General features: G+C 44.5%; 32 protein-coding genes. 3 read left to right on the top strand and 29 right to left on the bottom strand.

Translation table 11 applies throughout. The features are described 5' to 3' along the window. Nucleotides 1-37 precede the first annotated feature (37 nt). Nucleotides 38-1,135: a type I restriction endonuclease gene (locus tag KNO68_RS07720; protein ID WP_159562695.1), complete on the top strand. Its 1,098-nt coding sequence runs from the start codon at nucleotides 38-40 to the stop codon at nucleotides 1,133-1,135. Nucleotides 1,136-1,260: 125 nt separating this feature from the next. Here KNO68_RS07720 and KNO68_RS07725 read toward each other — a convergent pair whose 3' ends face one another. From KNO68_RS07725 to KNO68_RS07810, 18 genes are all read right to left on the bottom strand, one after another. Further along, nucleotides 1,261-1,728 (bottom strand): flavodoxin family protein, encoded by a 468-nt coding sequence (locus tag KNO68_RS07725; protein ID WP_215112280.1) that lies wholly within the window; start codon nucleotides 1,726-1,728, stop codon nucleotides 1,261-1,263. A gap of 57 nt (nucleotides 1,729-1,785) precedes the next feature. Then, nucleotides 1,786-2,226, bottom strand: a complete 441-nt coding sequence (locus tag KNO68_RS07730; RefSeq protein ID WP_215112281.1) for a hypothetical protein — start codon at nucleotides 2,224-2,226, stop codon at nucleotides 1,786-1,788. Continuing rightward, nucleotides 2,223-2,873: an SIMPL domain-containing protein gene (locus tag KNO68_RS07735; RefSeq protein WP_078147382.1), complete on the bottom strand. Its 651-nt coding sequence runs from the start codon at nucleotides 2,871-2,873 to the stop codon at nucleotides 2,223-2,225. Before KNO68_RS07735 ends, KNO68_RS07730 begins: the two co-directional genes overlap by 4 nt. A 33-nt stretch (nucleotides 2,874-2,906) precedes the next feature. Beyond that, nucleotides 2,907-3,650, bottom strand: a complete 744-nt coding sequence (locus KNO68_RS07740; protein ID WP_078147383.1) for a hypothetical protein — start codon at nucleotides 3,648-3,650, stop codon at nucleotides 2,907-2,909. Then, nucleotides 3,647-4,189 carry an RNA polymerase sigma factor gene (locus KNO68_RS07745; RefSeq protein ID WP_078147384.1) on the bottom strand — a complete coding sequence of 181 codons (543 nt, stop codon included), beginning with the start codon at nucleotides 4,187-4,189 and terminating at the stop codon, nucleotides 3,647-3,649. The genes KNO68_RS07740 and KNO68_RS07745 overlap by 4 nt, the downstream gene beginning before the upstream one ends. A gap of 115 nt (nucleotides 4,190-4,304) precedes the next feature. Beyond that, on the bottom strand, nucleotides 4,305-4,475 hold the full coding sequence (locus KNO68_RS07750) for a hypothetical protein (RefSeq protein ID WP_211782449.1): 171 nt from the start codon (nucleotides 4,473-4,475) through the stop codon (nucleotides 4,305-4,307). A 22-nt stretch (nucleotides 4,476-4,497) separates the two neighbouring features. After that, on the bottom strand, nucleotides 4,498-5,034 hold the full coding sequence (locus KNO68_RS07755) for a DUF2812 domain-containing protein (protein WP_168169856.1): 537 nt from the start codon (nucleotides 5,032-5,034) through the stop codon (nucleotides 4,498-4,500). Next, nucleotides 5,031-5,354: a PadR family transcriptional regulator gene (locus KNO68_RS07760; RefSeq protein WP_214811199.1), complete on the bottom strand. Its 324-nt coding sequence runs from the start codon at nucleotides 5,352-5,354 to the stop codon at nucleotides 5,031-5,033. Before KNO68_RS07760 ends, KNO68_RS07755 begins: the two co-directional genes overlap by 4 nt. 233 nt (nucleotides 5,355-5,587) lie before the next feature. Beyond that, the gene (locus tag KNO68_RS07765; protein WP_215112282.1) at nucleotides 5,588-8,158 is read right to left on the bottom strand and encodes an ABC transporter permease; all 2,571 of its coding nucleotides are present in this window, start codon (nucleotides 8,156-8,158) and stop codon (nucleotides 5,588-5,590) included. Beyond that, nucleotides 8,155-8,838, bottom strand: a complete 684-nt coding sequence (locus tag KNO68_RS07770; RefSeq protein WP_074033830.1) for an ABC transporter ATP-binding protein — start codon at nucleotides 8,836-8,838, stop codon at nucleotides 8,155-8,157. The genes KNO68_RS07765 and KNO68_RS07770 overlap by 4 nt, the downstream gene beginning before the upstream one ends. 92 nt (nucleotides 8,839-8,930) lie before the next feature. Next, nucleotides 8,931-9,935 (bottom strand): sensor histidine kinase, encoded by a 1,005-nt coding sequence (locus KNO68_RS07775; protein WP_214730384.1) that lies wholly within the window; start codon nucleotides 9,933-9,935, stop codon nucleotides 8,931-8,933. Between the two features lies 1 nt (nucleotide 9,936). Continuing rightward, nucleotides 9,937-10,617, bottom strand: coding sequence for a response regulator transcription factor (locus KNO68_RS07780; RefSeq protein WP_214730383.1), 681 nt, complete (start codon nucleotides 10,615-10,617; stop codon nucleotides 9,937-9,939). Nucleotides 10,618-10,737: 120 nt separating this feature from the next. Continuing rightward, nucleotides 10,738-11,229, bottom strand: coding sequence for a hypothetical protein (locus KNO68_RS07785; RefSeq protein ID WP_215112283.1), 492 nt, complete (start codon nucleotides 11,227-11,229; stop codon nucleotides 10,738-10,740). Nucleotides 11,230-11,378: 149 nt separating this feature from the next. After that, the gene (locus tag KNO68_RS07790) at nucleotides 11,379-12,455 is read right to left on the bottom strand and encodes an RNA-guided endonuclease InsQ/TnpB family protein (RefSeq protein WP_078147391.1); all 1,077 of its coding nucleotides are present in this window, start codon (nucleotides 12,453-12,455) and stop codon (nucleotides 11,379-11,381) included. A 4-nt stretch (nucleotides 12,456-12,459) separates the two neighbouring features. Then, the gene (gene tnpA, locus KNO68_RS07795; protein ID WP_078147392.1) at nucleotides 12,460-12,861 is read right to left on the bottom strand and encodes an IS200/IS605 family transposase; all 402 of its coding nucleotides are present in this window, start codon (nucleotides 12,859-12,861) and stop codon (nucleotides 12,460-12,462) included. Nucleotides 12,862-13,025: 164 nt separating this feature from the next. Beyond that, nucleotides 13,026-13,196, bottom strand: a complete 171-nt coding sequence (locus tag KNO68_RS07800) for a hypothetical protein (protein WP_214687290.1) — start codon at nucleotides 13,194-13,196, stop codon at nucleotides 13,026-13,028. A gap of 120 nt (nucleotides 13,197-13,316) precedes the next feature. Further along, a complete protein-coding gene (locus tag KNO68_RS07805) occupies nucleotides 13,317-14,324 on the bottom strand; it encodes a tRNA dihydrouridine synthase (RefSeq protein WP_435528646.1) in 1,008 nt (335 codons plus the stop codon). Between the two features lie 84 nt (nucleotides 14,325-14,408). Next, on the bottom strand, nucleotides 14,409-15,023 hold the full coding sequence (locus KNO68_RS07810) for a TetR/AcrR family transcriptional regulator (protein ID WP_214687292.1): 615 nt from the start codon (nucleotides 15,021-15,023) through the stop codon (nucleotides 14,409-14,411). Nucleotides 15,024-15,224: 201 nt separating this feature from the next. Here KNO68_RS07810 and KNO68_RS07815 point away from each other — a divergent pair, with 201 nt between their 5' ends. Further along, nucleotides 15,225-16,169, top strand: a complete 945-nt coding sequence (locus tag KNO68_RS07815) for a DUF5692 family protein (RefSeq protein ID WP_214687293.1) — start codon at nucleotides 15,225-15,227, stop codon at nucleotides 16,167-16,169. A gap of 103 nt (nucleotides 16,170-16,272) precedes the next feature. Then, nucleotides 16,273-16,800, top strand: coding sequence for an AAA family ATPase (locus KNO68_RS07820; RefSeq protein WP_215112284.1), 528 nt, complete (start codon nucleotides 16,273-16,275; stop codon nucleotides 16,798-16,800). Here the strand turns inward: KNO68_RS07820 and KNO68_RS07825 are convergent. The 11 genes from KNO68_RS07825 to KNO68_RS07875 all read right to left on the bottom strand — a co-directional run bounded on the left by KNO68_RS07825 (nucleotide 16,792) and on the right by KNO68_RS07875 (nucleotide 25,881). Beyond that, entirely contained in the window at nucleotides 16,792-17,232 is a 441-nt protein-coding gene (locus KNO68_RS07825; RefSeq protein WP_215112285.1) for a hypothetical protein, read from the bottom strand. The two genes, KNO68_RS07820 and KNO68_RS07825, sit on opposite strands and share 9 nt — an antisense overlap. 71 nt (nucleotides 17,233-17,303) lie before the next feature. Continuing rightward, nucleotides 17,304-17,648, bottom strand: a complete 345-nt coding sequence (locus tag KNO68_RS07830) for a GNAT family N-acetyltransferase (protein WP_251024872.1) — start codon at nucleotides 17,646-17,648, stop codon at nucleotides 17,304-17,306. A 150-nt stretch (nucleotides 17,649-17,798) separates the two neighbouring features. Beyond that, complete coding sequence (locus tag KNO68_RS07835; protein ID WP_215112286.1) at nucleotides 17,799-18,392, bottom strand: dihydrofolate reductase family protein; 594 nt, start codon at nucleotides 18,390-18,392, stop codon at nucleotides 17,799-17,801. A gap of 251 nt (nucleotides 18,393-18,643) precedes the next feature. After that, the gene (locus KNO68_RS07840; protein WP_251024873.1) at nucleotides 18,644-19,351 is read right to left on the bottom strand and encodes a Crp/Fnr family transcriptional regulator; all 708 of its coding nucleotides are present in this window, start codon (nucleotides 19,349-19,351) and stop codon (nucleotides 18,644-18,646) included. 64 nt (nucleotides 19,352-19,415) lie between these two features. Continuing rightward, on the bottom strand, nucleotides 19,416-19,649 hold the full coding sequence (locus KNO68_RS07845) for a heavy-metal-associated domain-containing protein (RefSeq protein WP_074033862.1): 234 nt from the start codon (nucleotides 19,647-19,649) through the stop codon (nucleotides 19,416-19,418). Nucleotides 19,650-19,690: 41 nt separating this feature from the next. After that, complete coding sequence (locus tag KNO68_RS07850; RefSeq protein WP_214687296.1) at nucleotides 19,691-20,029, bottom strand: iron-sulfur cluster repair di-iron protein, ric; 339 nt, start codon at nucleotides 20,027-20,029, stop codon at nucleotides 19,691-19,693. Nucleotides 20,030-20,062: 33 nt separating this feature from the next. Beyond that, nucleotides 20,063-20,296, bottom strand: a complete 234-nt coding sequence (locus tag KNO68_RS07855) for a heavy-metal-associated domain-containing protein (protein WP_054788693.1) — start codon at nucleotides 20,294-20,296, stop codon at nucleotides 20,063-20,065. Nucleotides 20,297-20,491: 195 nt separating this feature from the next. Beyond that, nucleotides 20,492-22,345: a heavy metal translocating P-type ATPase gene (locus KNO68_RS07860; protein WP_078147400.1), complete on the bottom strand. Its 1,854-nt coding sequence runs from the start codon at nucleotides 22,343-22,345 to the stop codon at nucleotides 20,492-20,494. 507 nt (nucleotides 22,346-22,852) lie between these two features. Then, complete coding sequence (locus KNO68_RS07865) at nucleotides 22,853-23,074, bottom strand: recombinase family protein (RefSeq protein ID WP_214687297.1); 222 nt, start codon at nucleotides 23,072-23,074, stop codon at nucleotides 22,853-22,855. Nucleotides 23,075-23,468: 394 nt separating this feature from the next. Further along, nucleotides 23,469-24,827 (bottom strand): 23S rRNA (uracil(1939)-C(5))-methyltransferase RlmD, encoded by a 1,359-nt coding sequence (gene rlmD, locus KNO68_RS07870; protein ID WP_215112288.1) that lies wholly within the window; start codon nucleotides 24,825-24,827, stop codon nucleotides 23,469-23,471. A 55-nt stretch (nucleotides 24,828-24,882) separates the two neighbouring features. After that, complete coding sequence (locus KNO68_RS07875) at nucleotides 24,883-25,881, bottom strand: diacylglycerol kinase (protein WP_215112289.1); 999 nt, start codon at nucleotides 25,879-25,881, stop codon at nucleotides 24,883-24,885. Between the last annotated feature and the right edge of the window lie 2 nt (nucleotides 25,882-25,883).

Consider the following 25,883-nt stretch of genomic DNA (forward strand, 5'->3'; position numbering starts at 1 on the left):
ATTAACTTAATAAATGCAAATATTGGAGGTTATTATAATGGAAAAGTTTTCTTCAGATATTCGTACTGTTTCTCAACGCATCAAACAACTTAAACACTCAATTTCGACAGAAGAAGCCACGAAGACCGCTCTGATTATGCCGTTTTTCCAAACGCTTGGATATGACGTTTTCAATCCAGCAGAATTTACTCCTGAATATATTGCTGATGTAGGTATAAAAAAAGGCGAGAAGGTTGATTATGCCATTATGGAGGATGGTAAACCAACAATTCTAATTGAAGCTAAATCTATTAATGAACGATTAACAAAACATGATTCTCAATTATTTCGGTATTTTGGAACGACACAAGCAAAATTTGCAATCTTGACAAATGGTGACATGTATCGCTTTTATACAGATTTAGAATCTCCTAATGTGATGGATAGCACTCCTTTCTTTGAAATCGTATTATCAAACATTAAAGATAATGAAATCAAAGAACTATATAAGTTTAAAAAACAAGAATTCAACGTAAATACAATTCTTTCGACAGCGGAAGAACTTAAATATCTCAGTGCAATTAAAGATCAACTAAAGACCTTGTCTCAGTCACCGAGTGATGAATTAATCAAACTACTCATTCAAGAATGCTACCTTGGTATGAAGACACAAACTGTGGTCGATAAGTTCCGACCAATTGTTTCTAAAGCCTTCAATCAATTTATCAGTGAAAATTTAAATGAACGAATCAAGCATGCAATTTCAGGTGAAACAGAACCCACTGCAATGCCAAATATAGATGATCCTGTTTCCAATGAAGAAGAGCAAGAAATAACGGTCGATATTCCAGCACAACCAATCATTGAAACAACTCAAGAAGAAATCGAAGGATATGCGACAGTGAAAGTATTATTAGGATCAGTAATTGATAAAGACCGAATTTTTTATAGAGATAACGCTAGTTACTTCAATATTTTGATTGATGATAGTAATCGGAAATGGGTTTGTCGTCTACATTTAAATTCATTAACGAACAAATACATCACTTTCCGAGATGAGCCTAACGTTCGCCACAAAATTAATCATGTCTATGAAATTGAAGAATATACAGAAAGACTTCGAACAATTGTAAAAGATATCATTGAAGTAAATTAATCTTTCGAACAGGCATAGAGAACAATTATCGTTCTTTATGCCTTATTTAATATTTACCCGCTTTTCATTTCTTCTCGTCTGCTTCAAGAAAAAACGCACTCTGTTCTCAGAATGCGTTTCGTGTATTATCCGACCAACTCCCGCGCCCACGCTTTCGCGCGTTCGAGTTCGCCTTCCTTCAACATCTCCGTCGTCCCATCGACGAGGAACGACTCTTTCTGGACATCCGTCGCCCCTTTTTCAATCATTTCCCCTTCGACTCGATTGACGGCATGACCGAACCAGTCGATGATTTTTCCAAGAATCGGATTCTGTTTCTCTTTGACGATACTTGTGTCAAAGGCAGCCGTCCGTTTTCCTCGTAACGCATTGTCCGAGATGCCATCCAAAAACACTTTGATGTCTTCCGTTTCGTATCCCCCATGTGTCGGTGAGCCGATGATGACCAGGTCGACATATGCCAAGTCGCTTAATCCAATGTTCAACACATGTTCCATGCGTGCCTCATGGTCTTTCGACAGTTCCTCTTGCATCGCATGGGCAACCTTTTCTGTATGACCATACAGTGAGTCAAAAATAATCAAGATGTTCATCGTGAATCCCCCCTTTGCCGAACCTTTCTGTATTCCCCTTCCCATTTCTCCTTTCGTTCATGCTTCTTTTTTGTACAACGAACTTCGCTTGAAGAACGACCAACTTATCATGATGATGCCCATCCCGAGCAGCAAATAGCCGAAGAACGTGACAAAGTCGCGCGTATGATAGGGTGCTTCGAATCGATACTCCGCTCGCTTCCACTCCGAACCGTCCTCGACCGCAATGACGTCTTCCACAGACTCCCCGTCGACTTCACGGTACACCGTCCCAATCGGATATCCGTTCGAAGCATTCCCGTAGTAACGTCCCGTCTCATCATTGACCACTGTCTCCACTTCACCGATCACGTCACCGAGTGCATCCTCTTCGATCGTTGTGTCGAGCACTTCATATGCGTTTCGGTCGAACACGACAAACGTATAGGCCCAGGAAAGGGCAGATGCGGGCAGCGCAGTCGAGAGTGAAAGGAGCATCAAGAAAATCAGTCGCCTCATTTGAGACTCCAGACGAATGTCGCCGAATCACTGACGTCAATGTCATCTGGTTCGAGTTCGGGCATCCGTGATTCCGAATAGACGACGTCCTGACTATAGAGGACGTTTGTAGGCGAGAACAGGTGAATCTCTCCCCATGTGTAGTCAATTTGAAGCAAGTCCCCAAGCTCGGCGCCTGCTCCTTTCGCAAGAAGCTCCGCTCGTTTCTTCGCATTCTCCGCAGCACTCACCAATAACTGATCCTCAATCGCATTCGGGTCTTTCATCGTGAAGCGAATGGAGAGTTTCGGATTTGCCCGAGATTGACTGATTTGTTCGATGACGTCCGATAGTTTAGATGTATCGAGCGCAAATTCGAGCTTCGTCTTCTGTTTACAGACGTATCCGACGAAGCGTGACCGATAATTCTCATCTCGATCACGGTAGCTCTCATATTCCGTATCGATCGAAAAGTCACTCGTTTTGAGGTCCGTCTTGTCAAAACCAGCACGCATGATGGCTTTTTGAAGATGGGACACCGCACTTGCTGCTTCGGTCATCGTATCTTCATATCGTGGTGCTTTCGAGACGAGGTCCATGTGAATCACAATCAAATCCGGTCGAGATGAGACGTTCCCCGTCCCTTTTACGGTAATCTTTCGTTCCATATCCATTTCCCCCTTATCGATTTGAGTTCTCCATTATTCTGAAAATCGCGTCATCATCCAGTCCTCTACTTCATCGAGTGAGTCCACACCTTGTAAGGAGGGGTAAGCATCCCGCTCGAACAAGAGTGCGTTCGGAGTATCTAAAAATAGATAACGCTCCCCATCCGGAAAACCGTAATCGGCAATATCTTTCAATCGGAGCGTGGCATCATTTTGTTCCCAGACAAACTCGTCATCATATGGAATCGGCATGAAAATTCCTTCCATGCCCTGTTTCACGTGCGAGATAACACTCATATGTTTTGCCTGTCCAGTTTCCCCAATTGCATCGGCACGAACAATCAAATCTCGCCCGATTTGCACATCCCCTCGATACACATTAGATACGTGTATCGTGATAAGTGACTGATATTCGGTCTCTCCATTGAAATCAATCTCGATATGTCGAATGTTCGTGACCGTTCCTCGGACCACGACCGGATTCCATTTCGAAAAGAGTTCATCTTCGGTCATGTCCATCATATTTTCCTCGGAAATATCTGATGTCACTTTTGATTGGTCGACAATGTGAACGGAATTCGCAGTGGAATCCGTAGATAATGGGATGCGTTCGTTCCAGACATTCGATGTGAAGAGCATGAATCCTGCAGCGATCGCAACGAGAAGTCCCCCTCCCCATTTCAGTCGTTGATAAGGTTTTCGCTCTATCATCATCGATTCCTCTATATACCGGTCATCGACTTCACCGAGTAGTCGAAGGATCTGGTCATTTTTCATACACGAACCCCTTCTGCTTCAAGCGCTCGCTGTAACGCATCCCGTGTGCGTTTCAAGGTCATTTTGACATGGCTCTCCCCGAGCTGATGTGTCGTTGCAATTTCTTGAATCGAGTGTAAATAGAAATAACGTTGCATGAACATCACCCTTGTCAGTCGAGGTAGGTCTGCTAGAAATTCATTCAACACGTCGACGAGGTCTTCGTCTTTCATCGATTCCGTAAGGACATGTTCTAGTTCTTCATAGACGAGCGGTACTTCCCCACCACCACGTTTTTTTGCATGATTCTTCTTATAACGCTGCAGTGCGAGATTTCGCACGATCTTCGTCAAATACGCTCCGAGTCGAAGCGGACGTGTCGGCGGGATCGACTCCCACGCTTTCATATATAAATCGTTCAAACACTCCTCTGTGTCTTCGCGATTCTGTAGAATATTATAAGAAACACGATGACAATAGCTTCCGTATTTCTTCTTCGTAGCGACAATCGCATACTCCGATCGTTCCCAGTACCAATCGATGATGACCTGGTCATCCATCCAGTTACCCCCTTCGTAATAACCCCTCTATAACTATAGACCCCAATCTCATATCATTCGTCACAATCTATCAAAAAAACCTCGTCGTCGAGACGAGGAATGTTACCCTGATCCATCATTTCTTCCAAATCGATACGGCAAGTCCGCCAATGTAGCCAATCATCGCCCCGCTCGCAATCCCATATACCAGCTCGATATCGAAGAAGAACGAGAGAATCACACCGAGTGTCGTTCCCGCAATCAATCCGAAACAAATGATACAGTCTTTCCATTCTGGTGAATCCATCTTGCTCCTCCTAACCATGCGCTCAATCTGACGACTTCATCTCTCCAATCGCTTTGAGACCTTTTAGTGTCCTGACTTTCCGAGTATGATGTTGTACCGCATAAGCCAACATTGCGACGACAGCTATGTTCAATAGGACGGTCCACTGCGCATATGGATTGGAAAGATTCGCTATCACCACAACAAAGTTAGCGAGTCCCACTGCGCCATACAGTTGGATGATTCGTTTTTCTCGCTGAATCATCGAATCAAAATCCGAATACAATTGGAACGGTCCGTCACTCGTTCGTTTTCGTAAGAAAATCCACCGGTACGACGTGTCGACCACTTCGATGCCCACTTCATCCAGGAATGCCATATACGCCTTCGACTCGGGATGCGAAGGTAAGTTAGACAATAGTTCGATTCGATACGTGTACGTCCCGGGTTCGACTTGTTTGAACACATATCGCATCAAACGAAAGGATTCGAGTGCCCATCCGCTTTGAGCCATCTCGTTGAGCCACTTCTCTTCCTTCTCATAATCAACAAAGATGCGATAAATCGTTTTCGTCTTCATGTGTCCAACCCCTTCGTCCATTCATGACCATGTCGCACCAGTTCTTCTAGCCGATTTAATTCTGACCGGAGTGCCTTCCGACCCGCTTCCGTGATCTCATACTCTTTCTTCCGCCCCGTACCTTCGAGCGCCTGAATCCATCCTCTGTCTACTAGACTACTGAGGGCGCCGTATAACGTACCTGGGGCGAGTTGAACCCGCCCATTGCTCAATTCTTGCACGAATTGCATTATCCCATACCCATGCCTCGGGACTTGCAGAGATAATAATATATAATAAACCGCCTCGGTTAATGCGCCTGTACTTGACTGTTGTGTCACGTATCCCGCTCCTTTATATCGTTCTTCGTTATATCGTCATCCGATATATCAAAAATATCCTATTTTTGGTTAATTAACAAGAGCTGTGACAAAATATTATTATTTTGGTCGTTCTTCGTATCGTTTTGGCAATCGTGTTTTGTTTGTCATGACATCATAAAAAAGAGACTCAGCATGTACTGAGCCCCTTGTTGTGTACTTCATGGTTTATTATGAATTTTTCAATAATCTACTTAATCATTTTCTTGTTTCAATCGGTCGATAATGTTGTCTTTCTTTATTTTTGAAACGGAATATAGCATCGAGGCACCCACAATCATGAAAATCATGATGACGACAAACAGAATGCTATTCCACGGCAAGGTAAACGGAGCATCAAACGTATTGATTTGCGCTCGATAGATGAGGTACATGATGAGAAGACTGACGGGAATCCCATACGCAAGGGCTTTTACCCCATAAAAAATGCTTTCATAGTACACCATCTTATTGAATCCTTTCGGTGTCATCCCAACTGAACGAAGCATCGCAAACTCACGACGACGAAGTGAGACGCTCGTTGAAATCGTATTAAAAATGTTCGCAATCGAAATTAGCGAAATTAGCACGATAAACCCATACACAAATATTGATAAAAGTAACAACATCTGTTCTTGTTGTTCCCGTTGTTCCGATACGTTAAAGACATACAAATCCAAATTCTGTTCCGCTTCAATCACTTGTTGTGTGTCCTCGGGATCATCTGAATTCAACGCGATTGACGGACTCGATTGTTTCATCAAATCCCCGATTGCGTCTTCTTCAAACGTCCCTTCTCGTACTATCACATCGAGCCATCCAAGAGAACCTGTCATCACACCGGTCGGGGCGATATCTGTCATAGCACCAATTTGAATCGTTCTAAGCGGTGCCGCGTCGCCCGTTGCATTCTCGTCCCTCAATTCAAACGTATCACCGATTTCTGCTTCGACCGTCTCTGAAGTGATGAATTTTTTCTGATCCATGTCTTGATACGAGATCTCATCAATCAAGACGGCTCCTGGTACGTCCCCGTCTTCAAAACGACTGACAGGCGCTCCGATTTGTTTCAAGTACGCATTGAAACTTTCATCATCTAATTGATAGAGGGATACGTAGTACATAAATTTTCCGTCAACAAACGACGATGCCAAATTCTCGTTCTCGATAATTGCACTCGGTAATTGAGATTTGCTGACCATCGTTTGGACCGTTGCATTTTCAAAATATGTTCCGTTCGTCACATGATCTAACGATTCATAACGTCGTAAATCATTTTGATCAAGCGTTGAACCATTCACAAGAATATCGAAATCATATTCTGCTTGAGACATGTCAAGGGACTGTTCGAGACGATCAGTGAAGTAACTGACCACTAAAAACAGGACGATACTGATGACGAGCGAGAAGACGGTAACCAGATATCGTTTACGGTTGCGCTTCGTATTCTTCAACCCAATCTCTGCTTCTAAACCGAAAAGACGACGAACTAGTTTTGACGTCTTCACTTGTTTTGACGTCAATCGTACATCTTGCGTTTGACGAATGGCGTCAATCGCAGAAATCTTTGAGGCTCGACGCGCCGGAAGATAGCAGGAAATGAAAATGGTTACGCTCGAAATAAAGAGAGTTAATAGTAAAGTAATCGGTGTGACGACAACTTCAAACTTCTCCGTCACGTTTAACGCTTTTTCGGCAAATGCATTGATGAATAGGAATGTGAACGCAATACCCGTAACCCCCGCCAGGATACCGAGTGGAATGCTAATCCCCCCAATGACCATCCCTTCAAAATAGACCGAGTTCCGCTTTTGTCGCTTCGTAGCCCCGACACTTGCCAACATTCCGAGGTAACGAGAACGCTCCGACACACTGATGGCGAATGCGTTATAGATTAGAGAAATCGAACCGATCACAATGACCGCCATGATGATTCCACCAAATCCATATAGCGTTTTACGCAAGCCATCGTCATTTGTCACTCCATAATAACGAAGCAACGAGGAATTATAGGCGACACGTTCTATGTTCTGTTCGGTCATCAACTGTTTCGCTTCCGAATAAATCGAGTTGTCTACATCGTTCAAGGCGACGAACGTATCGACTTTTGCTCCATTCAATTCTTGATCATCGATGAATCCGACGACTGTATACCCTGGCGACCAAGTCGGTTCCCAGTCAGGTCGAGCCATCGTTCCAACAACCGTCAATGTCACCGTATCCTCAATGTTTAATTGTTCGAGAATCGTCTCATCTTCTCGGATCAAACCATCATTTTGTGTCAACACGTAACCTGATGACGGATCAATCCGCTCTCCAATCTCCAGTGTCAATTCATCACCGATGTTATAGGTGACGAGGGCATTTTGGCGAATCCCTTCTGAAATGACGACTTCGCCTTCTTTTTCCGGTAGACGCCCCTCAGTCAAGTCAATTGGAAAACTCTTCAATCCGGATGTGTTATAGTTTCGAACATATAAGTATGGTTTGTAAGCATTTTGTGACTCTTCTAGTTGAGCATAACCATCATTTGAAAGGATGACAGCCTTCGTGTTCGCATCATCCCGAATAGCTTCGACTTGCTTTTCGTTTGTATCTAGATACTGAACATGCCATTCTCCGTTATCTGCGATGTCTTGACGAATCATCAAATCCAAAAAAGAAGATCCGAGCGTTGTGACAGCTGTAATCATCGATACAGAGATGATGACTCCGATGATTGTAACAAGCGAGCGTCGTTTGTTCTCGCGCAAATGCCGAAGTGTCATTTTATTGATGATGTTCATGCGCGGACGACCTCATTCTTCGCAATCTTGCCATCTTCAATCGAAATGATACGATCCGCCTGTAAGGCAATCCGCTCGTCATGGGTAATGATGATGAGCGTTTGATTGAATTTCTTATTGAACAGTTTTAACAGGCTCATGATTTCTTCACTATTTTGACTATCCAAATTTCCTGTCGGCTCGTCGGCTAAGATAATAGCTGGATTACTAATCAGTGCCCGCCCGATGGAAACGCGCTGCTGTTGCCCTCCCGATAATTGATTTGGTAAATGGGTCAATCGGTTTGACAAGCCCAAGATACCGATGATGCGTTCCAAGTGCGCGATATCCACTTTTTGTTCATCTAATAGCATCGGTAACGTGATGTTCTCTTCGACCGTTAAAATCGGAATCAAGTTATAAAACTGATAAATCAAACCGATTTGTCGACGACGGAAAATGGCAAGCTGCGTCTCGTCCAATGCATAAATGTCTGTTTGATCAATCAACACCTGTCCACTCGTCGGCACATCGACACCACCAAGTAAATGCAACAATGTCGATTTCCCCGAACCCGAAGGCCCGACGATACAGACAAATTCACCTTTCTTCACCGTGAACGAGACGTCATCGAGCGCTCTGACCTCCATCTCGTCCTTGCCGTATACTTTCGATAAGTTTTGCACTTCTAATATGTTCATGTTTGCACCCTCCAGTACTTGATCTACTTCGAGTGTACCGAGTGAGTGTGACTCGTCTGTGACTCGAAAGTGACGATTTCGTCACTTAGCGGTCAGACAACTGCTTTATAGAAGCGAATATGAAAATCCGTTCCGACCCCAGGTTCGCTTCGAACAGTCAACTCACCTTCCTGGCTCATAATGATACTGTGTGCCATGGCAAGCCCAATCCCGACACTTTCTTCGCTCGCATTCACACCTTTATAAAACCGTTGGAAAATGTACGGGAGGTCTTGTTTTGCGACGCCAATCCCCGTGTCACGAATCACAATTTCTGTATACAGCGTATTTTCACTGAACTCGATGAATACATCGCCCTGTTCCGGCGTATGCTCCACGCAATTTTTTAAGATGTTGATGAGTGCCTCTGTCGTCCACTTCAAATCACCCTCGAATGTAACATCTTTTTCGCCTTGAACGTGAAGTCGTTGCATTTTAATATCAATCGGTACGAGCATCGGTTCCGCTACGGCTTCAATGAGCGCAGGGACGGATACCAATTCGCGCTTGAAATGTATTGTCCCGGCATCAATTTTTGATAGTTTGAGAAGAGAAGACAAGAGCCACTCCATTCGTTCAAGTTGTACTTGTATGTTATGGGTGAATTCTTGACGCTTTTCCTCGGATAGACGAGGGTCACTGAGGAGATCCGCCATGACGGTCATCGAGGTGAGCGGTGTCTTCAATTGATGGGAGATATCGGAGATCGCATCCGTTAACTTCTGTTTATCTTCTTCAAGATGCGCTCCTTGTTCAGATAGCATTTTCGTCACTTTGTAGAGTTGGCTCTTTAACAAACTGAGCTCCCCTTCGCGATTATCACGGACATCCAATGTATAGTTGCCATTACTGATTTCTTGAAGATATCCCGAGAGCTGCTCGATTTCTCGATAACGCCATGCCGTGAAACGATACGTAACGCCGAAAAGTATGATTGCTAATAGGACGACCAGAACGGCCGCCTCTATGGACATGAATAAGAAGGCAATACCTACAGCTATTCCAATGAAAAATAGACAAGTGAACAAGTATATTCTTATTTCTTGGTTTCGCAACATATTAACGCCCCACCTTGTATCCGATTCCACGCACCGTCGTAATAAGCATCGGTTGTTGTGGATCATCCTCTAGTTTCTCGCGGAGTCGCTTAATATAAACGGTCAACGTATTATCGTTCACGAATTCCCCACCCACATCCCAAATCTGATCAAGTAGCTGGGTCCGTGACAACACTTGCCCTTTATGCCTCCCAAAGATGAGCAACAAACGATACTCGAGCGCTGTCAACAAAATTTCGTCCCCATTCTTTTTTACTTTTGCATCTTGCGTATTGATTTCAACTGGACCAATCGTCAACAGAGGCGAGCGTACGTTTTTATTGTATCGACGAAGTACCGAGTGAATTCGTGAAACGAGTTCTCGGACACGGAACGGTTTCGTGATGTAGTCGTCCGCTCCCATATCGAGTCCCATCACCACATTCACTTCATCATCGAATGCCGTCAGAAAGATGACAGGGATGTCTTGTTGTTGCTTCACGAGCCGACATAAGTCATATCCACTCCCATCTGGCAGTGACAAATCAAAGAGGCATAAATCAATTGTATGTAACTGTTGTTCAATCATAAGCGTCGCGTCAGCCACGTTTTGGCATAACGTTGTTCTAAATTGTTCTTGTTCGAGTGAATATTGGAGACCGGAGGCGATCGTCCGGTCGTCTTCTACGATTAGAATATGCATGGTATTCCCTCCTGACTCTTCTCCCCATAATATAGCAGTCTTTATTCAAGTGAGGCGAGAAATCAAAAATCCCTAACGAGAAATCTCGTCAGGGAGGATAATACGTTATTTGCATGCGGATTAGGATGTTGTCACTCGAAGGCACTCCGGTCGTACGAATCCGACTTCGCCTAAGAATCGTAATGCATCTATCGTCAACTCGTCGAGCTTGATGGATTGAACTTTCGGCTCGGTCTGTTCATCGACCCACACTTTCCAAATCTCGACTTCCTCCGCCGTCTTCAAATGGTCGGTTATATACTCGACGAGCTGTTCGGCTCTCGCATCGGAATAACGCCAACGCAACTCTACTACGTGCAGTTTTGAAGAATACGCCTCGACGTTCTCCACAGCATAATAGAGACTATGTTTAATCTCAATCTCGTCAAGCTGCTCTTCCGACTCGACGTTCATCAAAATCTTTTCATCACGGTCGAGGTCCTCAACGTCTGTCAGAATGTCAGGCAACTCGAATCCTTTTTGGATGGCCTCGTTGATAGATAAGAACTCGACATATGGATTTTCGACTTCTTTTAGTGGGTGATCGCTCACAATAAATTGGAATTCACTCATGTAAAAGCCCCCTCTTGTTTTATTGACACTCCCACGATTAAAACCGTGGGATTCTGAAGTGCTTGTGCGAGCGCAGTCCATTTCTGTTTTGCTCAAGCCTTCAGATGAGGGTGTGCCATCACCCCTCCTGAGACAGATCATATAGATTCTCAGGCTGATTGACTTTTACCATCAACCACAGGTGCGGTTCGGATATTCATCGCACCGACTACATCTCGATGTTTATTAAATCCGCAAGAACACGAATAGGTACGGTCTTTCGCTTTATTCCGACTCCCGCAAGAAGGGCATGTTTGAGATGTGTGTGCAGGATTGACATATTCAACCTTGATCCCTTCTAGTTTCGCCTTGTACTCGATAAATAATGCCAAGCGATAGAACGACCATGTATGCAGATTCTTATTGTTTTTACGGCTTGTTCTTGCCGTCTGCCGGATATTCGCCAGCTTCTCTAGGCGAATGACAGAAATATTGTTCTCTTTTGCGAAGTCGACGATCTCACGGCTCACTTTGTGATCCTTGTCTTTCATCCAACGCTGCTCCTTGTTGTCCAGTTCCTTGATCGCGTTCAGCTTCTTCTTTTGACCGAGCTCTTTCCGTCTCGCCCGGAACTTGCGTTTCATGCACTTGTTTTCACGACCGTTCCCAAAGAACCTCACCTTGTCGCAATCGGTCGATGCGACCGCCGGGACTTTGAGACCGAGGTCGACACCAAGAACCTTCGTACCGGTCTTCTCCGTCGTGGGGATTGTGACAGCGATTTGAGCCATCCATTTATTTGACTTCTTCGTGATACGAAGCGTACCCAGCTTGTTATTCAGAAGGGAGAAGTTACGATTGTCTCGATCGACCATCTCGGCACGGATCTCTGTCCTTTTGACCTTCCCGTCTACCATGATTGGAAGAAAAACGGACTCAAAATCGAACGAATAGTTCTGGTTGTTCCATGTGCAATAAGGTTTCTTCAGGACAGGGACGACCTTGTATTTCGAATTCTTCACTTTCCGGAAGACACTCTGGGCATCTTTGATGACCTGGTTCTTGACGGCACTAGGCAAGGGCGAGGAGACATTCTTGCTCGTCAACTTGAGCGTCACCTCGGCTTTCACCATGTCCGAGACAAGTCGGTTGGTCGTCTCGATGTATGTCGCCATCATATCTTTTAGAATCGATTCCTGTTCTTTGGTAGGATGAAGCTTGATATTGACCGTCAACGTCTGGGACACGGTGTCACCCCCTTGTTTTTTGTTGTTCAACATAACGTTTAATCGTTTCGCTCGATACATTTCCAGCGGTGGAGACGAAATAGGATCGTGTCCAGAGACTCGGCAAATGTTGAAGATGAGGAAATTCCTCTCTTAACTTTTTAGATGTTACTCTCTTTATTTTTGCCATGATGTCAGCAGGACTCAGTGTTGGAGGGGCGTTAAGGAACATATGCGTATGATCTTTCTCGCATTCCAAGGCTATAATGTTGATATTCAGTTCTTCGCATATTTCGGACATCAAACCTTTGAAACGTGTTTCTACATCGTTACGAAGGAATATCTTTCTTCTGTATCGAGGACAGAAGACGAAGTGATAATTGATTAGAGAAACAGTAATATGAGTTCTTCTATAGTTGGTTTCCATATTCATATCGTGTCAGTTTAACCAACAAACTGCAACAAGAAGATTTCCAGATACTTAAAGCGCCAAAACCTTCGGACTCTTTACTGACACTCCGCATCCTGCCGAGCTTTTATCCCACCCCTAAAGGAGTGGGCTTTCCCGCTCGAAAATTCTGTAATGGGTCGCTATCGTTTGATTGCACGAATGGATATGAAAAGACCAATCACATATCCGATGATTGAACCGATGACAATACCGTACATAAACGGAAAATCAACTAATAAAGAGATGACGATTCCGCTAACCGTGCCAAATACAAGTCCAAGCCCGACTGCTGATTCGCACCATTCGCTCATCTTCACCCCTCCTCTTCTTTCCACTCATTACATACGAATCGACCATATGAAACGTTTCATCGTCATCTACTATTTTTCATATAAAAAAGGGACTCAGTATTCACTGACCCCCTTCAAAAACTATTCGACTGTCGAGACCGCCTCAGCGAGTGCTGCCTCTTCTTCATGATATTTCTCGACAAAGGCATCGAGCAACGCTCGTACCTCATCCGTCGATTTCGTTTCCATCAAGTTATGACGGAGCTCGCTCGCCCCACGGAATCCTTTGACATAAATCTTGAAGAAACGGTGCAAGTTCGAAATCGAACGCGGCACGTCTTCCTGGAATTTATCCTGAAGGTCCAGTTGCAGACGCAATAGATCAAGATGTTCTTCCATCGAATGCTCGCGTGGTTCTTTCTCGAACGCGAACGGGTTCTTGAAAATCCCGCGACCGATCATGACACCATCGACCCCGTATTTTTCAACGAGCTCGAGTCCCATTTGACGGTCGAGGATGTCCCCGTTGATGGTGATGAGCGTATCCGGCGCAATCTCGTCCCGCAACTTTACGATGTCTGGGATCATTTCCCAGTGCGCGTCGACTTTACTCATCTCGTTGCGCGTGCGCAAGTGAATCGACAAGTTGGCGATGTCTTGTTTCAAGAGATGCGTCAACCAGTCACGCCACTCATCGAGCTTCGAATAGCCAAGTCGTGTCTTGACGCTGACCGGGAGACCACCGGCTTTTGCTGCTTGAATGAGCTCAGCCGCAACTTCCGGACGGAGAATAAGACCGCTCCCCTTCCCACGTTTCGCCACGTTCGGGACCGGGCAACCCATATTGATATCGAGTCCTTTATAGCCCATCTCGGCCATCCCGATACTCATTTGACGGAAATATTCCGGATTGTCTCCCCAGATGTGGGCGACCATCGGCTGCTCATCCTCAGTGAACGTCAAACGACCACGGAGGCTTCCTTTTCCTTCCGGATGGCAATAGCTGTCCGAGTTCGCGAATTCTGTGAAGAAGACGTCCGGGCGTCCCGCGTGGGCGACGACATGACGGAAGACGACATCGGTCACATCTTCCATCGGGGCAAGTATAAAGAACGGACGCGGAAGGTCGCGCCAAAAGTTTTCTTTCATCGTAAAATCAGTTCCTTTCATCCATACAGTCCAACAAAATCACTCATCTATTCTATTATGTCCGTCGGATTGTATCAACTGACATTACTCATGATCCGTTTCTTTCGAGCGAATGAGTTGAAAAAAGTGCGGGAATCCTTCGGTCAATAAGTAATGAAGCACACGATTCGTGTATTCCGGTTCAATCGTTCCCGTGCGAAGTAGCGTCTGGAGCACCATCCCGTCAATCCCGGCCATCGTCCATGTGGCGACCGCCTGAGTCATCGGCCCTTGCTCGACTCCGTAAGCCCGTACAAAGATCGTCTCAATCCGTGTGATCCAGTCTTGATATTTCTCTCTGAACTTTTGTTCGATCTCCTCATTGCCAATCATCGCTTCGTGGGCGAGATAAAATTGAAGTCGGCTCTCCGCATCTTTTTGAAGGCGCTCCTGCATACCTTCATAGATTTCCTGGATGATCACCGTCGCTTCCTTTCGATCGTCATGGGAGACGGTCTCAATGCGTTTTACCTCACCGAGCCCCTCGTCCATCACGTCATATAGAATCGCCTCTTTGGACGTGTAGTAATGATAAATCGCACCCGTACTGAATCCGGCCCGCTCCGCAATCCCTCGGAGCGTCGTGCCTTTGATGCCCTGTTCGACGATGATTTCACGCGCAGCTTGTAAGATTTTCAACTTTCCTTCGTTCATCATCATCTCGCACCCTCCTCTGTTTTCAACGCTCATTATACCATAATGATGTGGCGAACTTTCGACACTTCCATGTGAGCTCCCACCTCTTATTGACAGCGCTTACAATAGTTTGTTACAATTTTCACATAAACATAACGAACGTTCGGTATGTTTAGCCATTGCATTTATTTCTGTTTATCTCATTTTCGAAAGGAGTGTCATGTTATGTTTTTCTTCGAATCAATGCCTTGGTATAACGTCGTCATGTGGTTCGTCGTCCTTGGACTGCTGATGGGGTTTAACGAGTTCGTCCGTTCTGGTAAACGGGCGAGCCAACTTATGTTCATGGCGTTACCGATCGCACTGACTCCAATCTGGTTGTTTGTCGTCGATTCGGAAATCACGTCGTGGTTCCATTGGGTGAAGGTGTATTCGGCACTCGCCGGCGCGCTCATCTACATGGTCATCCGCTTCACGAACTACCATAAGAAACATCCTTGGTATTTAGTACTCGTCCCGGCCATTCTTGCCATCAATATCATGGAGGCCGTTATACGGGAGTTTCAAGTCGGCTTCATGGGATTTGATGGAGTCGTCGACGGTATGAATTACATCTCCGGTGGGTGGAACTACGTGAACGCCTTCGCCGGAATTTTGAACATCCTCACCATTTGTGGCTGGTTCGGCATCTTTGCGACGTCCGGTAAGCGAGTCGATATGATTTGGCCGGACCAGACGAAATTGTGGATCATCGCATATGGGATTTGGAACATCTCCTACGTCTATTCGTGTGCACCAGGTAACGCATTTTATTCCGGATTTGCGTTAAACATTGCCGCGACCATCCCTGCTCTCCTTTGGGCGAAAGGAACATGGATGCAGAACCGTGCCCAAACGCTCTCAATTTGGATGATGTGGGTTATGACCTTCCCTTACTTCTTTGCGGTCGGCAGTACGTTCAATGTGAGCGTCTCTTATAATCCGGCAGCGAACTGGACGCTCGCCCTCATCAGTCTCGCCCTCAACGTCGTGCTCGCCGTCATGCAGGTTTCACGTATTATGAAACGACGTCTCAATCCGTTGAAAGACGAGATGTGGACCGATACTGAAGAATACAAACGAGTCGATGCGTTACGAGAAACAGAATCCCCTAATCCTAAGACAGCATGACAACACCCCATAGTAGATGGAATTCGAATTCCGCTACTATGGGGTGTTTTTTGTAGGACTCCATTGTAGTCGTAGAGAATAGAAACACGAAAGGATGATGACAATGATTTTGTGGATTAACGGTGCATTCGGTTCGGGCAAGACAACCTGTGCCAAGATACTTGAGAAACAATTGCCGAACGCGTTTCTCTATGACCCGGAGCAGGCTGGCTTTTTCATTCGGGACCAATTGCCGAAAAGTCTTCAACAGTCCGATTTTCAGCACCATCCGGAATGGAGGGAGTTCAACTATCGAATGCTGTCGAAGATTGCCACGTCCTTCGATGGGGTCATCCTCGTTCCGATGACACTGGTGGACGCAAAGTATGTAGATGAAATCATCGGTCGACTTCAGCGGGACGGGATCGACGTACGTCACCTCATCCTTGAAGCGAATCGACAGACGCTCGTGAAGCGACTGAATAAACGCTTCGAATGGTTCAACTCTTGGGGCAAAGCGCAGATCGACCGCTGCCAGTCCGCATTCGAATCTGACATCCGTGCAGAAAAAATTATGACCGACCATCGCTCGAAGTCAGATGTTGCGCGAGCGGTCGCCGATCACGTCGGTCTCACACTTTCCTCAAAATGATTCAGATTCATACATCGCTTCGACCGACTCGTCTTCCCATCGAATGACGAGCTCGCTTGCATGGGAAAGATTCAACTCCACCGTCTCACATGTCGTATCCGTCAACCACATGCAGCGGAACAACAGTTGCCGATACCCGTATAATTCATCGACGATCTCGAAGCGCCCCATTTGAACGAACTGACCCAATTGTTCAATCGGACACACCGAATAAGACGATTCACCAAAACGGACGAGCGACGAAGCATCCCGGTCCACGTTCGAGATGGTCACGGTGGCACGACCCGTCCATACCGCTTCCCTTTTGAACAAGTCACGGATCCCATCCATAAAGACGAGACGGATTGTCGAACCCGTCACAGTCGCTTCTGTGATGACCGCATCATGCAGGGAAAGCGGGACGTTACGAGTTCGAAACGTATATTGCTTCATTCAATCCCTCCTAAAGATTACTGTTATATTTTTCGTTCTCAATCACCTAATCAACATGAAGATGTTCCGATTTAGTATAAGTATCCTAATAAATCGAGCTTTCCTTCCATCCATCGCTTATCCCCGACCGCTCGTACCATCAGTTCGTCAAATGATGTCTCACCAATCCCGCGTGTCGTCTGGTTCTCATCATTGATTTGAAGCCACGTGCATGTGTTGGATACCGTGTGAAACCCGATGCGTTCGTAAAGGTCTGGTTGGTCTGCGAATAACAGAAGAAAGTCGATTGAGTATTCTTTTCCGAGGGCAATGATTTCTTGCATCAGGGCCCGTCCGACCCCACGTCCCCGAACTTCTTCCCGGACACACAGATCGATGATGCCGAGCACGTGAATCGGTTCTCCGTTCATATTCATCACACGAAAGTCTAACCCGACTTGTCCAATGATCCGTTCGTCTTCATACGCGACGATTCGGATAAATTGAAGGAAACGCGTGTTGCAGTAGCTCGGTCAGTTCCTTATCCATCGATTCTGAAACGGTCATCTCGAGGTGTTGCTCGATTTTCATCTCTTCTTCCCTTCCGATTGAAAGCGCCCATACCGAACGACATGGACCCCGTTCGGCATCAGCTGTTGCTCGATTACGTCGAGTTGTAGTGGCAAGATGTTGCCGTCCGGAAAAAGTCGTTTGCCTGAACCGATGATGATGGGATACACGATCAGTCGAACTTCATCGATGAGATCGTTCGCGAGTAGCGTATGCACAAGTTCGCTGCTTCCCCAGACGTGTAAATCGGATCCCTCTTCTTGTTTGATTCGTTTTAACGCTTCGACCGGTTCTGTCAGAAACGTCGTTGATTCCCATCGTGAATCCTGTGATTGCCGCGTGACCACATACTTCATCGCCCGAGTGGCTTCCCGCCAGACATCATCATGGTTCGGCCAATAACTCGCCCATTGGTCATAAGTCTTTCGCCCGAGCAACAAATCAAACTCACTATGCATTTGCGTCCGAATCCAAATGCCAAGCTCTTGACTCGAAAACGGCTCCGTCCATCCCCCATGCATGAAATCCTCACTCAAATCTTCTTCCTTCCCACCCGGTGCTTGAATCACACCGTCCAATGACAGATGTTCAAGTACAATGATTTTCCTCATCTCCGACTCCCCTTTCGGCTGTTTGCAAAAAAGCCCCCGATTGAGTCAATGAACTGAACCCTGAATGATAGATACTTGATAAAAAGTGCTTATTCAGGGTTCAGTTCACTTTTTGTAGATAAACATTGTTAAATCAACAAAAATTAGCAATCCATTTTATATGCTAATTGGATTGCTAAAAGGTTTGTTATTTTATGTTTTGTACTATTAAACTTAACACGTTAGATGATGGCACGCTACTCTGCTTATATTTATTCAGTATGAAGTAACAATTGATCTAAATCCATTATTTTAATTTTCTTTTTCGGTAACTGTTTAATCAATCCAAGTTCTTCTAGAGTAGTAAATTTACGGCTGATTGTTTCTGGTGTGGTACCAAGATACGAGGCTAAATCCTTTTTGGACATTGGTAAGATAATCGTTGGACTATCGCCACTTCCCTTTTCAACATTCTCAGCTAAAAAGGATATGATGCGGGTTTCTACATTTTCAATCGCTACTTGTGTGGTTTGTTTTTCAGAATCCTTTAAACGCATCGTTACTTCTGACAGTATTTTTAATGAGATCTGCGGATATTCCACCAAATACTTCTGTAAATCACCTCGTTTAATTAAACAAATGGATGTATTTTGTAGTGCTTCCGCATAATTCTCATGAATACTTCCAGGTTGGAAAACGGCGACTTCACCTGTAAAATCACCAGGATTTAAAATGCGAACAAGTTGTTCTTTTCCAGAATCCGTTAAGCGGTAAATCCGAGCCTTACCTGAATTGATAATATATAAGGTATCATCTTCCTCATCTGCACGGAATAACATTTCCCCTTTTTTAAGATGAAGTATCTTGGCAGATTCCGCAATCAAATCCATTTGTGAGTCTTCCAAATGGTTGAAAATGGGAACAATGCGAATACATTCTGCATGTCCATGTTGGTGATGACAACATTGGTTTTGTTCCAAAATAACCTCTCCCTTTTATAAAAAGCCTAAGAGGGCATCCTAGGATTCCTTTCTATTCACTCGATTAAGCAGGTTTTACCTTTGATTTGACAACAGAATATCCTAAGTCTTCAATTGCCTTTTCGATATCGTTAATAGCGACTGCTTCTGAATCAAAATCTACTTTTACTTTACTTGCATTGAACATTACTTTCAAGCTATCTTGATTCACACCGTTTATTCCTTTCACCGCATTTTCAATCTTTTGGAGACAAGATGGGCAAGATAAGGTTTCTAATTGAATCGTTGCTTTTTGCATAAATCATTTCCCCCTTCATTTTTTAACGACCGTAAACCAATCTATTCTTTTGTTTTTGAGTTCCTTAAAGCCTGATATGCTTTATCTACTTCTGATAACATCTCGAATGTGCCTGCATACGTTTCACATACATCTCCAGGAATGGTGTAGTTGTCTGTGATTTTTCGTAATTGAGCAAATTCAGCATCTAAGTCAGGTTTGTTCGTACCTGCGTCTTTTACTTTTCCACTAATTGTTTCAAACAATTCACGTACTTCAAAGGCTTCTGGGTGATTCTTACCATGGGCCCGTGTAATTGCAGTGGTGTATAAATCAAGTTTTTCAAAATGGTTTGTTATTACTTCGTTAAATGTTTGTTCAGAAAATGTTTGTTCAGACATTATTCGTTCCCTCTTTCTTGTGATTTTTTGGTCTTAGGCCGATTTTACTTTTGATTTGACGACTGGATATCCTAAGTCTTCAATGGCTTTTTCGATATCGTTAATGGTGATCGTTTCTGAATCAAAATCTACTTTTACTTTACTAGCATTAAATAATACTTTTAAGCTATCTTGATTAACCCCATTTAATCCTTTCACCGCATTTTCAATCTTTTGCATACAAGATGGACAAGATAATGTTTCTAATTGAATAACTCCTTTTTGCATGAATTATTTCTCCTTTCATCTTATCTTTGATTTTTTTGTTTTCCCTCTTCTTTTTTTTTACAATTTAAGTATAGTTCAGGTTCAACGAAATGAAATTGATGCAAATCAAGTTTTAAGAAAAAGTAGGGGAGTATTTTGTTCTTCCTACCTGAATACTTCCCCTTTATCATTCATCAAGACTGGTTTCTATTAAAATTATTCTCTCAAACGGTATCGAAGCAATCTCATACCATTCAAGATGACTACTAAGATACTTGCTTCATGAACCAACATCCCGATTGACATATTCATCCATTCACTAAATAGTAGGCTGGCAAGTAAGACTAATACCACACCAACTGCTATGGTAATGTTCTGTTTCATGTTTCTTGAAGTTGATTTTGTTAAGCCTAATGCGTGTGGTAAACGACTAAAGTCAGAATTCATTAAAACAACATCTGATGTTTCAATTGCAACATCTGTTCCACTTCCCATGGCGATTCCGATATCTGCTAAGGCTAGTGAAGGACTATCATTCACTCCGTCACCGACAAAGGCAATGATCCCGCCTTCTGCTTGCATTTTTTCGATATAAGCAGATTTTCCTTCCGGTAGCATATGACCATGTGCTTCTGTTAACCCAAGTTCTCTAGCAACTAAATCTACGGTTCCTTGGTTGTCCCCAGAAAGAACGACAAGGTTTTTGACCCCTAGTTTTTTCAGTTTTTGAAGATCTTTTTTAACACCTGGACGGATTTGATCCCGAATACCCATCAGAACGTTTAATTCTCCGTCGACCGCAGTTAACACAAGAGAATTCCCATTTTTCTCAAAGCGTTCGACGTCTTTTTTAGCTTTTTCGCTTAATTTCACATTTTCCTTTTCCATTAAAGCTACGTTACCAACGGCTATACGATGAACACCTATTTTTGCTACAATTCCGCCACCTTTAACGACTTCGGTTTCTTCAACAGTAGAGAAAGTTGTCTCGCCAATATCCTGTAGGACAGCTTTCGCTAGTGGGTGGTCCGATTCACGCTCCACACTTGCTAAATATCCTAGAACCTCTTCAGTATTTTTTCCGTAAAATTCTTTTTCGGCAACTTCAGGGTTTCCTACTGTCAATGTTCCTGTTTTATCAAAAACGATAGTATCTACTCTGCTAAAGTCATTGATAACTTCACTACCTTTTAGGAGGACACCATTACGTGCACCGTTTCCGATACCGGCAACGTTGGATACAGGTACCCCGATAACTAATGCACCTGGACATCCTAAAACAAGAATCGTGATAGCTAGTTCAATATCTTTTGAGAAAAACCAAACAATAAAACCAAGGACTAACACAGCTGGTGTATAGTATTTTGAGAATCGGTCAATGAAACGTTCTGCTTCTGATTTGGAATCCTGCGCCTCTTCCACTAATTCGATAATTCTACCAAATGTTGTATCTTCTCCAACACGATCAGCTCGAATTTGGATCGTTCCATTTTCTAAGATAGATCCTGCAAATACTTCAGAATCAACCTTTTTACTTACAGGTAGCGATTCTCCAGTAATACTTGCTTCATTAATGTGACCTTCACCAATTAACACTGTTCCATCTACCGGAACTTTTGCACCCGTTTTAACTAATAAAATATCACCTTCGTCTACATCATCGACATCTACTTCTTCAAATTCTCCGTTTTCCATTTGCTTTAAAGCACTTTCTGGTGCCAGCTCTGTTAATTCTTTAATGGCAGAACGTGTTTTGTTCAAGGTACGTTGCTCCAAGTAAGAACCAAATAAGAATAAGAAAGTAACGATGGCTGATTCCTCATAATTTTGAATCAATACTGCCCCAATAACTGCAATGGTAACTAAAACATCAATACTGACAACTTTTACTTTTAATGCCTGATAGGCTTGAATCGCAATTGGTGCTACACCAAGAATAGATGCAATGATGAGCGACCAATTGAAAATGGCCATGTTGTCTAAGGAAAATCGTCCGAAGAATGCAAGTGCAATCAAAATTGCACTGATCAGTGTAATGGAATTCTTTTTACTTAATATATATCTTTGCATGTTGATTCCCTCCAATTTCATTTTCATTTGTATTCCTTGTTGATGACTCTAGCATAGGATGTTTCTATGAAATAAAAATTGATTCGAATCAAGTTCTATTGCAAAAGTGAAAAATTATAAAAGAACAGCATAACAAAACCAACTGTTTTACGGAACAACTCTTATATATTGTCGAACATACAATCACAAAAATTCATTATATTGTACATTCTTTATTCAGCAGGCTTTAGAAAAGCATTATAAACAGCAAACTAAACCGCTCGGAAAATGAACTGAACCCTGAATGATAGACACTTGATAAAAAGTGCTCATTCAGGGTTCAGTTCACCGGAGTAAAACCACTATTTTCTTGTAACATACAAATCCATTCATCAATGGTAAAATTTTGTGCACTAGTTGGATAATAATTTATTTCTTTTTTCAAATTATCATCCCCCCTTTACATTATTTTTCTGTCAAAGTAAGTCGAACAAGCTTAGATTTTTATCAAATATTTTTTTTAGCTTATTATTTCTTTCTCTTCGAACTGTACTTCCTACTCTTTCTTTTTACACCATCATCAGTTTTCACAACATTGCTTCTATTCTTCTTTTCAATCTGCACCGCTTCAAATTGCTCTTTTGAAATGATTGCTGGATGATTATTTTCAGAAACATAATTCTCTTGATGTTCCCCGGCATTCAATAGCCTCACTACACCAATATATTTTTTCATTGCTAAACATGACATCAATGGTTCGTTTACTCCATTTTTCTTTCCCTGTTGGTGTTTGATATGCTCCCCAATAGAATAAACAGATTGGTTATTTCATCTGTCTACCTATTGGGAAGCATATCACTCTACGTTGATCAGGCATCTCCTTACCTCCTGGCACTTATGTTTTTTTAGACTAATAATATTCAATGCGATTTCTAACTATATGATTAGTCTAAATACAACACAGTTATGCCCTACATCTATTCTGTCGACTCCCCCATCCAAAATCTATTCTATCAACTCAACCCCGATTTTCAGGGCATCTAAAGCCAATAATAAAAAGGGTCCCACCTGTTTATTAACATAAAATAAACTTAAGTGAAACCCTATAAACCTTGCTCTATCAATGCTTGAACAGCTAGTGTATTTATTCCCTAGACATCCACGCCACCGTCTCCACATGCGCCGTATGCGGGAACATGTCGACCGGTGTCACTTCCATCAAGCGATAACCTCGGTCGGCGAGGTAACGCATATCGCGCGCCTGTGTTGCGACGTTACACGAGACGTATACGATTCGCTTCGGTCCCATCTCGACCATCGTCTCAAGGAACGATTCGGCACAGCCTTTACGTGGTGGGTCGACGACGATGACGTCCGGGTTTACGCCCTCTTTCTTCCACTCTGGAAGCACATCTTCCGCTGCACCACATGCGTACGTCACATTATCGATCTCATTGACGAGCGCATTCTGTTTCGCATCCTCAATCGCTTCCGGAACGACTTCGACACCATACACGTGTGCCGCTTTCCGGGCGAGGAAAAGGCTGATCGTCCCGATACCGCAATAGGCATCGACGACTTGTTCCGTACCTGACAGTTGTGCGTACTCCAGCGCTTTCCCGTACAACTTCTCCGTTTGGACCGGGTTGACTTGGAAGAACGAGTGCGGAGAAATCGTGAACGTGAGTCCTGCGATTTTATCCTCAATCGTCTCATGACCATAGAGCAACTTGTTCGTCGCTCCGAGGATGACGTTCGTCTTGTCCGGGTTGACGTTTTGCATGATCGACGTCACGTCTGGAAGACGCTCGACGATATCGGCGACAATCTCATTCACGCCTTTTAGTTTCGTCGTCTTCGTGATGAGGACGATCATGAGTTCACCCGAATGGTACCCGTAACGGGCCATGACGTGACGGATGACCCCACGTCCTGTCTTCTCGTCATACGCCGGTACGCCACGTGCATCCAACACATCACGGACGACTTGGATCGCCTGATCATTGCGCTCATCTTGAATCAAACATTCGCTCATCTCAACGATGTCATGGGAACGAGGGCGATAGAAGCCTGAAACGAGACGGTCTCCTTCTTGTTTGAACGGGACTTGTGCCTTGTTGCGGTAGCGCCAAGGTTCAGGCATCCCGATCGTGTCATGGACCGGCACGTCGAACTGCCCGAGACGCTTGAGCGCATCGACGACGCGTTCTCGCTTCTGGCGAAGTTGTCCTTCATAACTGAAGTGTTGCAGCTGACAGCCACCACATTGATAAAAAATCGGGCACGGTGGCTCGACGCGGTCGGCGCTCGCTTCTTTCACGTTCAACAACCGGGCGAACCCGTACTGCTTGTTCGTCTTCGTCACGACGATTTCGACCGTCTCACCCGGTAACGCGTTCGGCACGAACAGCGTATAGCCGTCGACACGTGCCACACCCGCCCCTTCGTGGGTCAGGTCGTGGACGTGGACATCGAGACGATCATTCTTTTTCACTGGTAGCATACGAATGCTCCTTCCATTGCAAATAGGAATGACAGATGTCGTCATTCCTATCTTTTCACTCTGCTTTATCGAGCGAAACATTGAACAATTGCTTGATCATCTGTTCGCGTTCATATTGTGCATTCAAATCTTCCATCTCGCGAATTCGGGCGTTCGGCGCGAGCACCGTCAAGTGACGGAATAAGTTCCGCATCTCACCTGTACACTCCCCGCCATACTCGCCGTCGATGTTGAGACTCATCGGCTCGGTCGTCTTCATCCGGACGCGGCTCGTCTTCACGTGCTCGACGAGTGAGCTGGATAAATGCTCACCCCGCAGGAGTAGGCGGACGACGTGGATGAATTCGAACAAGTTACATTTCCGCAAAATGAACAGATCGAACAACCCGTCATTCAACGACGCGTGTGGTGAGATTTTTTCAAATCCACCGACCGAGTTCGAGTTCGATGTGAGGAAGACCATGACCTCGCCTTGGAACGTTCCTTCATCGTGCTCAAGTTCGATATACGTCGGTTTGATGAGAGGCAGTTTCTCCATCCCTTTCACGTAATAGGCGAGCTGTCCGAGCGCTGTCTTCAACTTCGATGGCACCTCGTACGAAATCTCGGTCATGATGCCACCGCCGGCGATATTGATGAAATAATGGATGTCACCTTTTTCGCCTTTGATTTCCCCAAGGTCGACCTGCATCTCGAACCCGTCACAGATGACGTCGAGTGCGCCGACGACACTCAGTGGAATCCGCATCGCCCGGGCAAAATCGTTCGTCGTCCCGACCGGAATGAGTCCGATTGTCGGACGATTCTCAAGCGGTGCGAGCCCGGAGATGACTTCGTTCAATGTCCCGTCTCCACCTGCGGCGATGATGAGGTCGAACTCGGCCGCTGAGGCCCGTTTTGCTTCGAGCGTGGCATCACCAATCGCTTTCGTCGCATACGTCGACGTCTCATAACCCGCATCCTCGAGGCGGTTCAAAATGTACGGGAGTTCCCGTTTGATCACTTCTTTACCAGATGTCGGGTTATAAATGACCCGCGCACGTTTCCGTTGCATAT

The sequence above is a fragment of the Exiguobacterium sp. s75 genome (genome assembly GCF_018617145.1).
GTDB lineage: Bacteria > Bacillota > Bacilli > Exiguobacteriales > Exiguobacteriaceae > Exiguobacterium > Exiguobacterium profundum.